The organism is Streptomyces sp. NPDC048504 (assembly GCF_043200035.1).
Classification (GTDB): domain Bacteria; phylum Actinomycetota; class Actinomycetes; order Streptomycetales; family Streptomycetaceae; genus Streptomyces.
Map to the genome: position 1 here is coordinate 105,022 of NZ_JBICXA010000014.1, position 13,372 is coordinate 118,393.

Below are 13,372 nucleotides of genomic sequence, written 5' to 3' on the forward strand. Positions count from 1 at the left end.
CGCGGCGGGCAGCATGGACGCATGACAGATCACGAGCGCGCCGCGACGGGTCCGGGACCCGGCTCCGGCCCACGTCCGCGAGCGGGCGGCGGGCCGCAGGACGCCGTGCCCGGCGCGGGTGCCGCCTCTTCGCCGGGTGCCGTGCCCGGCGGCGGCACCGCGGCCGCGGCTCCGCACCGGTTCCGGCGGGACCGGCGGTCCAAGGTGCTCGCGGGGGTGTGCGCGGGGCTCGGGCGGCAGTGCGACATGGACCCGGTGATCTTCCGGATCACGCTCGCCGTGCTCTCGGCGACGGGCGGAATCGGCCTCATCTTCTACGGCTTCGCATGGCTCTTCGTCCCGTACGACGACGAGGAGGAGAACGAGGTCCGCAAGCTCTTCACCGGCCGCGTCGACGGCCAGGCCCTGGCCGCCGTACTGTTCGCGCTGGTCGGCTGCGGTGTGTTCCTGTCGATGCTGAAGAACGCCAGTGTGCTGACCTTCGCGGTCGTCCTCTCCCTTCTGCTGGCGGGCGCGGGGTACTGGTCCCAGCAGCGCGGCGCCCCCGATCCCGACCCGCTCGCCGCGCAGGCCGTCGCCGACGCCCCGCCGGAGGCCCAGGCGCCGCCGGTGGCCGCCGCCTACCCCTCCTGGTGGCGTGATCCGATCGTCAAGGACGGCACCCACGTCGGTGGCACCGGTTATCTGTGGGGCCCCAGCGACTCCCGCGACCGTGACATCGCGGACGTGATCGACGTCAGGCTCGCCCCCTCGTACCCGCACTGGCCCGCGGATCAGCGGGCTCCCCGCCCGGTGCCCCCGAGAATTCGCGGCCCGCGCTGGATCGGCGGCTGGGTGTTCCTGCTCGCGCTGCTCGCGGGGGCCCTCGGCACCGCCGCGAAGTGGGACGACCAGGCGCTCGGCACCAGCCTGCAGGCGGGCCTGGCGTGTGCGCTCGTCGTCTTCGGCCTGGGGATCGCCGTCAGCGCGTTCCTCGGGCGTACGGGGGCGGGCTCGGTGTTCCTCGCGATCGTCACGGCCGGCCTGCTCGCCGCCTCGGCCGCCCTGCCCAAGGACCTCACCACCCACTGGGAACACCTCACCTGGCAGCCCGCGGCGGTGGCGGACGTACAGCAGAAGTACGACCTGGGGAACGGGGTGGGCACGCTCGACCTGAGCCAGCTGCGGCTGACCAAGGGGCAGACGGTCGCGACGGACGCCGAGGTGGGCGTCGGGCAGCTGAAGATCATCGTGCCGTCGAACGTGACGGTGAAGCTGAGTGTGGACGTACGCGTCGGGGACATCCAGTTGCCCGGTGACGACAAGAAGGACGTGGACGTGGAGCCGGGCAAGCACAAGCAGGTCACCCTGACCCCGGCGACGGGCGTCAAGAGCACCGGCACGCTGGACCTGGACCTCCAGGTCGGCGTCGGACAGGCGGAGGTCAGCCGTGCTGCGTCATGAGTTCCAGCCCGGAAAGCTGGTCGCCGGCCTCTTCCTCGCCGCCGCGGGCGTGGTCTACGCCGGGGACGCGGGCGGACTGTGGGTGACCGAGTGGTTCGCGGTGATCCCCCTGGTCACGGTCGGCCTGGTCCTGGCCGGCGTGGTGGCGGGCGTCAACGGCGCGATCCGCAGACGCCGAGGGGCCGGCCGCGGGAACACGGCCGACCCCGGTCCGGACATATCCGGCTGAAGATCGCCTACGGACGGGACCGACAGCCCGCCCGGAAAGAGCCCGTCGGCTTCACCGCCGGCGGCTCCCGCCTCGGGAGCTACCGGTAGCCTCCCGCCCCCTGCCTTCGCCTGCCGCGGATCGCCGCGTCCAGGGAGAACACGGAGGCGCCCGCGAGGACGAGGGGCAGCCAGGCCATCAGGTAGGCGAGGTCGTTGCCGTAGTAGTACGGGTCGTTGGCCCAGCTGATGGTCAGCCACAGGCTGAGCGAGATCAGCGCGCCGCCGAGTGCGGCGAGGCGGGCCAGCAGGCCGATCAACGTGCCGATGCCGACGGCGAGTTCACCGAAGGCGATGGCATAGCCGAAGCCGACGGGGTTCTTCAGGGCCAGGTCGACCAGGGCCGGGATCGCCGACGAGTCGCGGACCGCGCGCATCGTCTCGCCGATCGAGCCGGCGCCGGAGGACTTCATGAAGGCACTGTCGGTGAGTTTGTCCAGGCCGGCGTAGATGAAGGTGACGCCGAGGAAGACGCGCAGTGGGAGCAGGGCGTATCGGGTGGCGGTGTCCCGCCAGCTCCGGTCGCCGTCGAGGTACGGGGTTTGCGTATCCATTCGAGTGCCGTGAGTCATCACCCTTAGCCGCCTCTCGCCCGCCGTGCCGTGACCCCTCAACAGACCATACGTACGAATAGGGGGACCCGCTCAATCATGCTTCAACCAGTTTTCGCGACTTTGGTACGGCTCGTGCGGTGGGCGTCCCGCCGCAGGCGTCAGTCCGTGACGTCGACGACGCAGGAGTTCGTCTCCACGCCCGCCGCCGTCACGACCTGTACCTCCACGCGGCCGGGCTCGACGTCGACCGGGACGGGGACGGTCAGCAGGGTGTCCGTCGGGTTGGAGAAACCGCCGGTGACCGGGACCAGGGGGACATGGACGTTGACCGGGCCGATGCGGACGACCATGCGGGAGAGGCGGTCGGCGGTCTGGGCACCCGGGGGCACGAAGCCCGCGCCGCGGATCTCGATGTCGTCGCCGGTGCGGATGGGGGCGTCGAGGTCGCCCGCCTCGCGGGAACGCACCACCGAGAGGATGACCGGACGGCCGCCCTCCGCGTACTTGCCTGCCAGGTATGTCGCGGCCGAGATCAGGACCACCACCGCCAACCCCCAGGGCAGGTCGGGCAGTTGGTCGGGGCGGCGGGCCAGGCGTACGGCCACGAAGACGAGGGCGACGGCGCTGATCGCGACGTACTGGATGTCGGCGAAGGTGCCGCGGCCCGCGTCGTCGGTGAGGAGGTCGGCGGCGCGGGGGCGGTCGGCCGGGAGTTTCTGGAGGCGCTGGCCCAGCACGCGCAGGCCGACGACCCGGCGGACGAGCACGGCGATCGCGCAGACCACGGCGAGGACGGTCACCACACCGGCGCCGCGGGCGAGTTCGAGGCCGGAGATGAGGGCGTCGCGTTCGGCGTGGTCGGAGGCGGCGGCGAGGCGGCCGGCCAGGACCAGCACCGCGTACGCGACGAAGAGCACCCAGGACACGGCCACGGCGCGGGAGGTCGACAGCCGGTTGTCCTCACCGATGACGGGCGCCAGCGCCCCGCCGCGCGCCCGGTGGAACCAGGAGGCCGCCGTCAGCGCGCCGGCGACCACGAGCGCGGCCAGCAGTCCGGCCGTGCGGGCCGACGTCCAGCCCGCGCCGATCGCGGTGAGCGCCTGCACCAGGAGCAGTACGACGAAGGTGCTCCACACCGCGAAGGCCGTGCGGTGCCACAGGCGGGCCAGCCAGGCGCCGCCCTCGGCGCGGCCGCGTTCGGCGACGGCGTCCGCGGACTGGGTCAGTTCGTCCGAGACCCACTGCCGGGAGGCGGACACCGAGTGCGCCACCGCCGCGGGCAGCCCCTCTCCGGCCGCGAAGCCGTCCCGCTTGACGAGGAACGCGGCGACCGCGCGCCGATGCCCCTCACGTGCTCCGTGCGGGCAGTCCCCGCAGGTGCAGCCGCCTCCGTGGGCACCGACGTGCTCGCCGCCCTGTCTCGCCTCCTGCACCGCCACGCCCGACGCCTGCCTTCCCCATGCCCCTCGGCCCGCGACCCCGGACCCTCACGTTCGGCGGCCGGCTCCGAAGCCTTTGGCCACCGCCTTGCAACTCCCGTACGACAACAGCGGATTGTGCCCTACGGGACACGGCCCGCGTCCGGCAGGTCTGGTCAGCGCGGGTGAAGTGACGGCCGCCGTGTTGACCCGGCTGCGAGAATTTCCCTATGGCCGAGATCATCCAGCGCGACGGGACCTGGGCCTTCGACGGCACAACGGTCCGTATCACGCCGGGACTTCACCGCTCCGTGCCACTGTTCCGGCAGACGTACGGGGAGATCGTCGTGCCCCTCGAAGCCGTCGCGGGCGTCGTCTACGAACCCGAACGCAAGCGTGGCCGACTGCGGCTGAGGCTGCGCGAGGGCGCCGACCCGCTGCTCCAGGCGACCGGCGGTCGGCTGCCGGACGCGGCGGATCCGTACCGGCTGATCGTGGACATCGACCGGTCCGGGGTGGCCGAGTACGTGGCGGAGGAGATCCGGCACGGGCTGCTCCTCGACCAGATCCCCAAGGAGCCCACCAAGGCCTATCTCCTGCCCGGCCCGCCGGTCCCCGTCTCGGTCCGCTCGTCCGACGGCACGGTGTCGTTCGACGGCGCCCAGGTGCGCATCGACTGGGCCGACACCTCGGAGCGCGTCAAGCGTGCGACCGGGCCGCGCATAGTCGCCGTCGGCGACCTGGTCCAGGTGGAGTGGCTGCCCAACTCCGGGTACGAGGACGGGTTCATGCGGTTCGTGACCCGAGAGACGGTGTTCTCCAAACTGCCGCCGGAGAAGGACCCGTACGCCCTCGACCTGTGGGGCAGCACCCGCCGGGATCTGCTCACCGCGCTGGTCGCGACGGCGGTGACCGCGCGGCTGCCGCATCCGTCGACCCGGGGCGACGGCGAGTTCGCGGACCGCCCGCCGCGGTCGGCCGGCGTCCCGCCGCCCGCCGACCATCACGACGTACTCCTGCGCAGGCTGCGGGAGTTGGGGGAGCTGCACCGGGAAGGGGTGCTCACGGACGAGGAGTTCACGATGACCAAGGCGGCGGTGCTGCGGGGTTTCCGGTAGGGGTCTCAGCTGAGGAGATCCGGTTCGCTGCGGCTGATGTCCTGCCACAGGGGCTGGTAGTTGATCCACGCGACGAGGTCACCGCCGGTCTGTTCGCGGGTGGCGACGGCGAGTTTGTGGTCGATGAGGAGGGGGCGGCCGGCCGCTTTCGCGAGGAGCTGGACCTGGCAGGAGCGTTCCATGGACAGGAACCACCAGGCCGCCGCGTCCACCGAGTCGCCCACGGTGAGCAGGCCGTGATTGCGCAGCACGAGCGCCTTGCGCGAGCCGAGGCCGGCGGCGATCCGCTTGCCCTCCTCGGCGTCGACGGAGACGCCACTGTAGGCGTCGTAGAGCGCGTGGTCCTCGTAGAACGCGCAGCTCTCCTGGCTGATCGGGTCGAGGAAGTCGCCGAGGGCGGAGAGCGCGCGGCCGTGCACGGAGTGGCAGTGGGCGACCGCGACGACGTCCGGGCGGGCCGCGTGGACCTGGGAGTGCACGGTGAACGCGGCCTGGTTGACGTGATGGCGGCCCTGGAGCACCTGGCCGTCCGAGTTGGCCAGCACCAGATCGCTCACGGTGACGTGCCGGAAGGGCATCCCGAAGGGGTTGACCCAGAAGCAGTCGGTGAACTCGGGGTCGCGGGCGGTGATGTGCCCCGAGACCCCGTCCTCGAAGCCGTACCGGCCGAACAGGCGCAGGGCGCCCGCGAGCCGTTCCTTGCGGTGCCGGCGTTCGTCCTCGACCGACTCGTGCATCGGCGGCATGGCGAACCGCAGCTGGTCGGTGGGCAGGGGGGAGGGCGGCGTCGGCCCGTGCATCGGTCCTCCAGCACTGGGTTCCTGGTTACCGGCGGAAGTTACCGTCAGTGAGGCGAAAAGGGCAGTGGTGTTCTGTAAAGATGCGGCACCAAGCGTGCCCGGCGTCCCTTAATCCGGACAGCGGATGTCGGGTATCGGCGGGACAGTGACCGTATGACATCGAACTGGGCGGTATTCGTCGCCGCGGAACCCGAACTCGCCGCGACCGTGGAGGAGCGCTTCAGCGCCTTCACTCACCATGTCCTCGCGACGCTGCGCAAGGACGGGTCGCCGCGGACGAGCGGGCTCGAAGTGCGGTTCCTGGACGGGGAGTTGTGGTTCGGGATGATGCCCGACTCGCTCAAGGCGCTGGATCTGCTGCGCGATCCGCGGTTCGCGCTGCAGGCGAACCCGGGGGCGGGTACGGAGATGGGCGGCGGGGATGTGCGGGTCGGCGGGCGGGCGGTGGAGGTGACGGATGCCGGGGTGAAGGGGGCGTACAGCAAAGAGGTGGAACCGCCGGAGCCGTTCCACCTCTTCCGCACCGAGGTGACGGAGGTCGTGCGGACCTATGTCGAGGACGAGACGTATCTCGTCACTCAGGTCTGGCATCCCGGACAGCCGGTGCGCACTCTCAAGCGGACCTGAACCTCAAGACAGGCTCACTCCCACTCGATGGTGCCCGGCGGCTTCGACGTGATGTCGAGGACTACCCGGTTGACGTCGGCGACCTCGTTCGTGATGCGGGTGGAGATCTTCGCGAGGACGTCGTACGGCAGGCGCGACCAGTCGGCCGTCATGGCGTCCTCACTCGACACCGGGCGCAGGACGATCGGGTGGCCGTAGGTGCGGCCGTCGCCCTGGACGCCGACGCTGCGGACGTCCGCGAGGAGGACCACCGGGCACTGCCAGATGTCGCGGTCGAGGCCGGCCGCGGTCAGTTCCTCGCGGGTGATCGCGTCGGCCTCGCGGAGCAGGTCGAGGCGGTCCTTGGTGACCTCGCCGACGATCCGGATGCCGAGGCCGGGGCCCGGGAAGGGCTGGCGCTGGACGATCTCGTCCGGGAGACCCAGCTCCTGGCCGACCATCCGGACCTCGTCCTTGAACAGCTTGCGGAGCGGTTCGATGAGCTGGAATTCCAGGTCTTCGGGGAGGCCGCCCACGTTGTGGTGGGACTTGATGTTGGCCGTGCCGGTGCCGCCGCCGGACTCGACGACGTCCGGGTAGAGCGTGCCCTGCACCAGGAACGCGACCTCGGGGCCCTCGTCCGCGATGATCTCGGCCTGCGCCTGCTCGAAGACGCGGATGAACTCGCGGCCGATGATCTTCCGCTTCTGCTCCGGGTCGGAGACCCCGGCGAGCGCGGTGAGGAAGCGCTCCTCCGCGTCCACGACCTTCAGCTGTACGCCGGTCGCGGCCACGAAGTCCTTCTCGACCTGCTCGGTCTCGCCCTTGCGCATCAGACCGTGGTCGACGTAGACGCAGGTCAGCTGAGAGCCGATGGCCTTCTGGACGAGGGCGGCCGCCACGGCGGAGTCGACACCGCCGGACAGACCGCAGATCGCGCGCTTGTCGCCGACCTGCTCGCGGATCGCGGCGACCTGCTCGTCGATGACGTTGCCGGTGGTCCAGTCCGGAGTGAGGCCCGCGCCCCGGTACAGGAAGTGCTCCAGGACCTGCTGGCCGTGCGTGGAGTGCATGACCTCGGGGTGGTACTGGACGCCGTAGAGCTTCTTCTCGTCGTTCTCGAAGGCGGCGACCGGGACGACGTCCGTGGACGCGGTGACGGTGAAGCCCTCGGGGGCGGCGGAGCAGGCGTCGCCGTGGGACATCCACACCGACTGCTCGTCCGGGGTGCCCTCGAAAAGGGTGGAGGACGCCTTGGAGACGTGCAGTTCCGTACGGCCGTACTCGCGGGCGCCGGTGTTGTCGACGGTGCCGCCGAGGGTCGTGGCCATGAGCTGGAAGCCGTAGCACATGCCGAAGACGGGGACGCCGGCGTCGAAGAGTTCGCGGTCCAGGCGGGGGGCGCCCTCCGCGTACACCGACGAGGGGCCGCCGGAGAGGATGATCGCCGCCGGGTTCTTGGCGAGCATCTCCGCTACCGGCATGGTGCTCGGCACGATCTCGCTGTAGACCCGGGCCTCGCGGACGCGGCGGGCGATGAGCTGGGCGTACTGCGCGCCGAAGTCGACGACCAGGACGGTGTCGGGGGCGGGGATCGCTGACACGGTAGCCTTCCGGCGGTTGGGCGGGGTTCTGGTCATCGATTCTAACGGGGCTCGGGTGGGGCACCTGGTCGTGCGTGTGTGACGAGGCTCGGGTGGGCACCTGGTCGTCCCCGGGGGCTCCGCCCCCAGACTCCCGGGCCTGTGCCATACTCGCCCCATGCTCACGCACCCGACCTTCCTCTTTACCTATGGCAACCGGCCCGCCGGCTGCCATGGTCGAGCTGCTTGAGTTACTGACGAGCGACTTTCCAGGCGCCCCGGGCCGACAGGTCCGGGGCGCCTGTTGTTTTCCCGGATCTGTCGCCCCGGGGTACCGCGTCCGCATCCGACAAGGAGCCCCGCATGACCATCACCACGCCCGAGCAGACGATCACCGACGCACGCGAGCGCATCGACGCGCTCGACGACCGGATCATCGGGCTGATCCAGGAACGGGTCGCCGTGTCCGCCGTCGTCCAGGAGACGCGGATCGCCTCCGGTGGGCGGCGGGTGAGCCTGAGCCGGGAGAACGAGATCCTCCGCCACTACAGCGACGCGCTCGGCAAGCCGGGAACGGCCCTCGCGATGACGTTGCTCGAACTGTCCCGGGGTCGCATCTGAGGCCGGTCGTATCTGAGTTCGGGGCCGCTCTCACCCGTACGGCGCGTGACCGCCTCGCGAACCGCTTCGTTGGGGGTGGTGTCCGCGCCAGCCAGGGGCGGGCCCGAAAGAACCACGCGTGGCTCGGCTGGGGCGATGAGACGTACGGATCGTGCCGTGCGTCGTGGGACCTCGCTCCAGGGTCGTGACCGGACGGCAGGGGACAGCAGCCCGGTCACCCAAGAGAACGGTCGGCTCCGGGGACGCCCGGGGCCGCCCGGCGGAAACTGCAAAAATGCACAAAGCCGGATCGAACGGTTGCGGAGGCCGCATCCATCCAGCACGATGCGTAGAGGGCCCTGAGGCTTCTCCGAGCCCCAAGTCCCCAAGCAGACAACCGCATTGCAGTGCACAGTCCCCCTGCCAAAGGTCGAGACCAAGCGTGCGCCCCGTGTGCGCCGGGGCGCCGACCCAGGGCACTTGAGACAAGCGGCGCAACCCCCCGGCGCCGCTCCCAGGCACCGGCGCTGCCCTGACGTCGGTGCTGACGGAGAAGGGCCCCGCGGCTCCGTCCCGCGGGGCCCTTCGCTTGCCCTCAACTGCCCATCAGCACACAGCCGTTCAGCTCACAGGCGTTCAGCTCACGGCCGGTCAGCACACAGCCGGTCGGCTCACGGCCGTCAGGTACGTGACACCGTCCCGCACGTCTCGTCCTCGCCCGCGCCGAGCGCCTTGCTCCGGTCGTACGGGTCCGTCGTCGGGCCGGTCGGTGCCGCTCCCGTGGGCTCGGCCGAGGGGAAGTCGGGGTGGAAGTAGCCGTCGTAGACCTGGCAGGCCGTGTTGCCGAAGTCCGCGTCGTAGTTGAGGACGCTGAGCCGGCCGGCGGTGACCTGGTAGCGGGCGGGGTCGAGGAGTTGGAGGTCGAGCACGCGGCGGACGATGGTGCGGGTGACCTCGGTGGAGCCGTCGGTGCGGACGACCGGGTAGACGAAGGTGTAGTCGGCGTGGATCTCGACGCCGGAGTGCTCGCCCTTCTTGAAGGTGATCCGGCCGCGGGTCTTCACGACGTCGCCGACGAGCCGTACCTGCTTGGGGTCGAAGCGGCTGAACATCAGCAGCGGGTCGTGGGCCTTGGCCGGGGTGCTCAGGGACGTGTTCAGCCGGGTGAGCATGTCCGGTTGCTTCGGGTCGAGCACCGCGAGCGCGGCGGCCGGGCGGGCGCCGGCGATCGTCTTCGGGTCGAGGTTGGCGTCGACGAGGAACATCTCGGCCTGTTTCAGGGCGAGTTGGACCCGGTCCTTGGAGAACACGCCCACGGCCTTCGCCTTCGGCAGGACGATGCCGACCGCGCCGTCGGCCCAGTTCAGGGCGGGTGAACCGGCGAACGGCCGGTCCAGGGTGGGGGTTTCGGGGTCGACGGCGGAGGGCGCGGCCGTCGGGGCGGCCGTCTCCGGCGCGAGCGGGGCCACCGCCGCGGGGTCCGAGTCCGCCTTGCCGCCGAAGGGGTCGCCGGGGATGAGCGACGGTTTCATCGCGACCACGGCGACGGCTATCGCGAGCGGGACGCCGAGAACGGCCCACGCGCGGCGCCTGCGCCGGGCCCGCCCGTTCATCTCCTGCCAGGCGGGACCGGTCCGCCAGCCCTCGGGCTCCTGGCGCTTGCCCTTGCCCTTCCTCTTCGCCCTGCTGTCGTCCTTCTTCAGCCGCTCGGTCACCTCACGGGCGCGGGCGGACGGTTCCTTCGGGGCGGAGGCGCGGATGTCGCGCTCCGTGTCGCGGGCGAACTGTTCCCAGACATCGTCGGGGATCTCCGGGATCGAGGACGGTTCCTCGGCAGGCTTGTCAGACACGTCCCCAAGTTCTAGACGTTCCGAAAGCCTGTTCACAAGAAGAACTTGGGTGTGACACAGCCCACATAAAAATCCTGTGAGGATGGGCACAACCGTTCTCAGGTTTCCCGGGTCTCACCTGCATAACCAAGGGCCACACCCGCGCCCCACACGCGGCGCCCTCCGCCCAGCGTGCTGCGCTGCCGCAGCACACCGGACTTCTTGAGGACTTCATGAAGCTGCGCCGTGCCATGGCCGCGGCGGCCGCGACGGCCGTCATCGCTCCCCTCGCCCTGCTCTCCGCGCCCGCCGCGTTCGCGGAGGACTCCGCGTCGCCGACCCCGAGCGACAGTGCGAGCGAGTCCGTCTCCGCGACGCCGTCCGACTCGGTCTCCCCGACGCCGTCCGACTCCGACTCCGCTTCGCCGTCCGGCAGCACCCTGCCGAGCGACTCGGCCTCGCCCTCGGCGAGCGACAGCGCGTCCACGTCGGCCACGCCGTCCACCTCGTCCGAGCCGAGCGGGGAGCCGACCGACCCGGACGTGCCGTTCTGCGAGGACCTGGACGAGGACTTCTCCGACGCCAAGGTGTCCGCGGACATCAAGGGCCTGCCGGGCAAGATCGTCGCGGGCGACGGCTTCCACGGCTTCAAGCTGACCGTCACCAACGACTCGAAGACCACGGTCGACGGCGTCGCCTTCTACGCCGAGGTCGAGAACTTCGAGATCGACGAGTCGAAGTTCCTGAGCCCGTACGTGGACCTGGAGTTCAAGAACCCCGAGACCGGCTCCTGGGACCGCATCGGCAACGACGAGTGGGCCGGTGACTACTTCTTCTACGTCAACGAGCTGAAGTCGGGGAAGAGCAAGTCGGTCGACCTGCGCGTCAGCATCAGCGCGAAGGCCCCGGCCGGCGACGCCTACTCCTTCGGTTCCGGCGCCTACCTCGACAACGTCAAGGGCCAGGACTGCATCGCCGAGGGCTGGGCCGAGTACGACTTCCAGGTCCTCAAGGCGGGCTCCACGAACCCCGACCCGGGCACCGCCACGCCGGGCGACGGCGGCAAGGACACCTCGGTGAAGAAGCCGCAGGGCGAGGTCTCCGACCTCCCGACCGGCAACCTCGCCGAGACCGGCTCCAGTTCCGCGCTCCCGGTGATCGGCCTCGTGGGCGGCGCCGCCGTCGTCGCGGGTGCCGCCGCGGTGGTCATGGTCCGTCGGCGCAAGAGCGGGGCGAGCGCGTAACACGTAGCTCGTCGCACGAGGAAGGACCTGCGCTCGGAGGGGGGCGCAGGTCCTTCTGTCTGTACCGGCCGCTCAAGTGCCCCTGATCGTCTACGACTTCGGTGGCACCGTCGGCATCCCCAGGAACGGCAGCTTCAGCGCGCCGAACGCGCCCTCGGGGACCGCCGGCTGACGCGGCTCCACCGGCTTCAGTCGTTCGTACGACAGCCCCTGCTCCGGGCGCGGGTCGGGTTCGCCCTTGTTGGGCCAGTACGACATCGCGCGCTCGGCCTGTGCCGTGATGGTGAGGGACGGGTTGACGCCGAGGTTCGCAGAGACCGCCGAGCCGTCGACGACCGAGATGCCGGCGTGGCCGTAGAGGCGGTGGTACGGGTCGATCACGCCGGTCTCGCGGGAGGCGCCGATGGGGCAGCCGCCGAGGAAGTGGGCGGTGAGCGGGGTTCCCATGAGTTCGCCGACGTTGGAGCCGGCGAAGCCGTTGATCTCGGCGGCGATCGCCGCCGCGCCCTCCGAAGCCGCCTTTATCTGCTTGGGGTTGGGGGCGCCGTGACCCTGACGGGCCGTCAGCAGGCCTTTCCCCACGCCGTCCGGTTTCAGGTACGTCGTCAGGGAGTTGTCCAGCGACTGCATCACCAGGCCGATGATGGTCCGCTCCGACCAACGGCGGTTGGAGAGCGAACGCAGGACCAGGAGGGGGTGCCTGGCCGCGTTCGCCAGCCAGCCCAGCGCCCTCGACGAGCCCTCCGCGTACGGGACTTGGAGGATCGAGAGGCCGCCCATCGAGTTGGAGCCCTTGCCGTAGCGGACCGGTTCGATGTGGGTGTTCTCGTCGGGGTGGATCGAGGACGTGATGGCGACCCCGCGCGTGAAGTCGACCTGCCGGGTGCCGGTCGCCTTGCGGTAACGGCGGTTGTTCGTCTGCGCGCCGACCAGCGCCTCGGAGTTGGTGCGGGTCAGCTCGCCCAACTTCTCGGAGAGGTACGGCAGTTGCCCGCCCGCCTTCATGCGGTGCAGGAGGGTCTGGGTGCCGTAGGTGCCGGCGGCGAGGACGACCCGGCGGGCCTTGAAGGTACGGCCCTCCGACGACTTCCTCGCGTCCGTGGGCAGGGTGGCTATCGCGTAGCCGCCCTGCGAGTCGTCCGTGACCGACACGACCGTCGTCATCGGGTGGACCTTCGCGCCCGCCTTCTCGGCGAGGTAGAGGTAGTTCTCGTTCAGGGTGTTCTTGGCACCGTGGCGGCAGCCCGTCATGCACTCGCCGCACTCGGTGCAGGCCTTGCGGTCCGGGCCCGCGCCGCCGAAGTACGGGTCGGCGGCCGGTTCGCCGGGGCGCGCCTTCGCTGTTCCCTCGGCGTCCTTGCCGTCGCCGAAGAAGACGCCGACGGGGGCCATGTGGAAGGTGTCTCCTACGCCCATTCGCTGGGCGGCGGCCTTCAGGTGGACGTCCGACGGGGTCATCGTCGGGTTGAGCCGTACGCCCAGCATGCGGCGGGCCTGGTCGTAGTACGGGGTCAACTCCTCTTCCCAGTCGGTGATGTCGCGCCACTGGGGGTCTTCGAAGAACGGCTTCGGTGGGACGTAGAGGGTGTTGGCGTAGTTGAGGGAGCCGCCGCCTACGCCTGCGCCGGCCAGGACCATGACGTTGCCGAGGAGGTGGATGCGTTGGATGCCGTACATGTTGAGCTTGGGGGCCCAGAGGTAGTTCTTGAGGTCCCAGGAGTTTTTGGGGAGCGTCGTCGGGGTGAAGCGGCGGCCTGCTTCCAACACCCCTACGTTGTAACCCTTTTCCGTGAGGCGCAGGGCGGTTACTGAACCGCCGAAGCCTGAGCCGACGACTATGACGTCGTAGTCGTAGGTGTCCTGGGGCACGGGTTCTCCTCTTTGAGTTTCGCGTGCGGGCCGTCTGTGGC

12 protein-coding genes are annotated in these 13,372 nt (G+C 70.5%); 6 read left to right on the forward strand and 6 right to left on the reverse strand.

Annotated elements, in window-relative coordinates:
* Positions 1–21 precede the first annotated feature (21 nt).
* Both ACGFY9_RS31275 and ACGFY9_RS31280 read left to right on the forward strand, forming a co-directional pair.
* Positions 22–1,443 (forward strand): PspC domain-containing protein, encoded by a 1,422-nt coding sequence (locus ACGFY9_RS31275; protein ID WP_393759708.1) that lies wholly within the window; start codon positions 22–24, stop codon positions 1,441–1,443.
* The gene (locus ACGFY9_RS31280; RefSeq protein ID WP_393759710.1) at positions 1,430–1,672 is read left to right on the forward strand and encodes a hypothetical protein; all 243 of its coding nucleotides are present in this window, start codon (positions 1,430–1,432) and stop codon (positions 1,670–1,672) included. Before ACGFY9_RS31275 ends, ACGFY9_RS31280 begins: the two co-directional genes overlap by 14 nt.
* A gap of 79 nt (positions 1,673–1,751) precedes the next feature.
* Here the strand turns inward: ACGFY9_RS31280 and ACGFY9_RS31285 are convergent, their stop codons facing one another.
* Positions 1,752–2,282 carry a DoxX family protein gene (locus ACGFY9_RS31285; RefSeq protein WP_393759712.1) on the reverse strand — a complete coding sequence of 177 codons (531 nt, stop codon included), beginning with the start codon at positions 2,280–2,282 and terminating at the stop codon, positions 1,752–1,754.
* A gap of 140 nt (positions 2,283–2,422) precedes the next feature.
* A complete protein-coding gene (locus ACGFY9_RS31290; protein WP_393759714.1) occupies positions 2,423–3,703 on the reverse strand; it encodes a hypothetical protein in 1,281 nt (426 codons plus the stop codon).
* A 209-nt stretch (positions 3,704–3,912) separates the two neighbouring features.
* Here ACGFY9_RS31290 and ACGFY9_RS31295 point away from each other — a divergent pair, with 209 nt between their 5' ends.
* The gene (locus ACGFY9_RS31295) at positions 3,913–4,800 is read left to right on the forward strand and encodes a DUF4429 domain-containing protein (protein ID WP_393759715.1); all 888 of its coding nucleotides are present in this window, start codon (positions 3,913–3,915) and stop codon (positions 4,798–4,800) included.
* Between the two features lie 5 nt (positions 4,801–4,805).
* Here the strand turns inward: ACGFY9_RS31295 and ACGFY9_RS31300 are convergent, their stop codons facing one another.
* Positions 4,806–5,600, reverse strand: a complete 795-nt coding sequence (locus ACGFY9_RS31300) for a class II aldolase/adducin family protein (protein ID WP_393759717.1) — start codon at positions 5,598–5,600, stop codon at positions 4,806–4,808.
* A gap of 153 nt (positions 5,601–5,753) precedes the next feature.
* On the opposite strand from ACGFY9_RS31300, the gene ACGFY9_RS31305 reads away from it, so the two are divergent.
* Positions 5,754–6,227, forward strand: a complete 474-nt coding sequence (locus tag ACGFY9_RS31305; protein ID WP_393759719.1) for a pyridoxamine 5'-phosphate oxidase family protein — start codon at positions 5,754–5,756, stop codon at positions 6,225–6,227.
* Between the two features lie 14 nt (positions 6,228–6,241).
* Here the strand turns inward: ACGFY9_RS31305 and guaA are convergent, their stop codons facing one another.
* On the reverse strand, positions 6,242–7,846 hold the full coding sequence (gene guaA / locus ACGFY9_RS31310) for a glutamine-hydrolyzing GMP synthase (protein WP_393759721.1): 1,605 nt from the start codon (positions 7,844–7,846) through the stop codon (positions 6,242–6,244).
* 306 nt (positions 7,847–8,152) lie between these two features.
* Here guaA and ACGFY9_RS31315 point away from each other — a divergent pair, with 306 nt between their 5' ends.
* A complete protein-coding gene (locus ACGFY9_RS31315) occupies positions 8,153–8,410 on the forward strand; it encodes a chorismate mutase (RefSeq protein WP_393759723.1) in 258 nt (85 codons plus the stop codon).
* Between the two features lie 659 nt (positions 8,411–9,069).
* On the opposite strand, the gene ACGFY9_RS31320 is transcribed toward ACGFY9_RS31315, so the two are convergent.
* Positions 9,070–10,239, reverse strand: a complete 1,170-nt coding sequence (locus ACGFY9_RS31320) for a hypothetical protein (protein ID WP_393759725.1) — start codon at positions 10,237–10,239, stop codon at positions 9,070–9,072.
* A 212-nt stretch (positions 10,240–10,451) separates the two neighbouring features.
* Here ACGFY9_RS31320 and ACGFY9_RS31325 point away from each other — a divergent pair, with 212 nt between their 5' ends.
* Positions 10,452–11,462 (forward strand): LAETG motif-containing sortase-dependent surface protein, encoded by a 1,011-nt coding sequence (locus ACGFY9_RS31325; protein ID WP_393759727.1) that lies wholly within the window; start codon positions 10,452–10,454, stop codon positions 11,460–11,462.
* Positions 11,463–11,552: 90 nt separating this feature from the next.
* Here ACGFY9_RS31325 and ACGFY9_RS31330 read toward each other — a convergent pair whose 3' ends face one another.
* Complete coding sequence (locus tag ACGFY9_RS31330) at positions 11,553–13,331, reverse strand: GMC oxidoreductase (protein ID WP_393759729.1); 1,779 nt, start codon at positions 13,329–13,331, stop codon at positions 11,553–11,555.
* Between the last annotated feature and the right edge of the window lie 41 nt (positions 13,332–13,372).

What these genes read in the sequence shown, in the direction of transcription:
- ACGFY9_RS31275 (WP_393759708.1), top strand. Translation starts at nt 22, where the DNA reads ATGACAGATCACGAGCGCGCCGCGACGGGTCCGGGACCCGGCTCCGGC.
- ACGFY9_RS31285 (WP_393759712.1), bottom strand. Translation starts at nt 2,282, where the DNA reads ATGACTCACGGCACTCGAATGGATACGCAAACCCCGTACCTCGACGGC.
- ACGFY9_RS31295 (WP_393759715.1), top strand. Translation starts at nt 3,913, where the DNA reads ATGGCCGAGATCATCCAGCGCGACGGGACCTGGGCCTTCGACGGCACA.
- ACGFY9_RS31300 (WP_393759717.1), bottom strand. Translation starts at nt 5,600, where the DNA reads ATGCACGGGCCGACGCCGCCCTCCCCCCTGCCCACCGACCAGCTGCGG.
- ACGFY9_RS31305 (WP_393759719.1), top strand. Translation starts at nt 5,754, where the DNA reads ATGACATCGAACTGGGCGGTATTCGTCGCCGCGGAACCCGAACTCGCC.
- guaA (WP_393759721.1), bottom strand. Translation starts at nt 7,846, where the DNA reads ATGACCAGAACCCCGCCCAACCGCCGGAAGGCTACCGTGTCAGCGATC.
- ACGFY9_RS31315 (WP_393759723.1), top strand. Translation starts at nt 8,153, where the DNA reads ATGACCATCACCACGCCCGAGCAGACGATCACCGACGCACGCGAGCGC.
- ACGFY9_RS31325 (WP_393759727.1), top strand. Translation starts at nt 10,452, where the DNA reads ATGAAGCTGCGCCGTGCCATGGCCGCGGCGGCCGCGACGGCCGTCATC.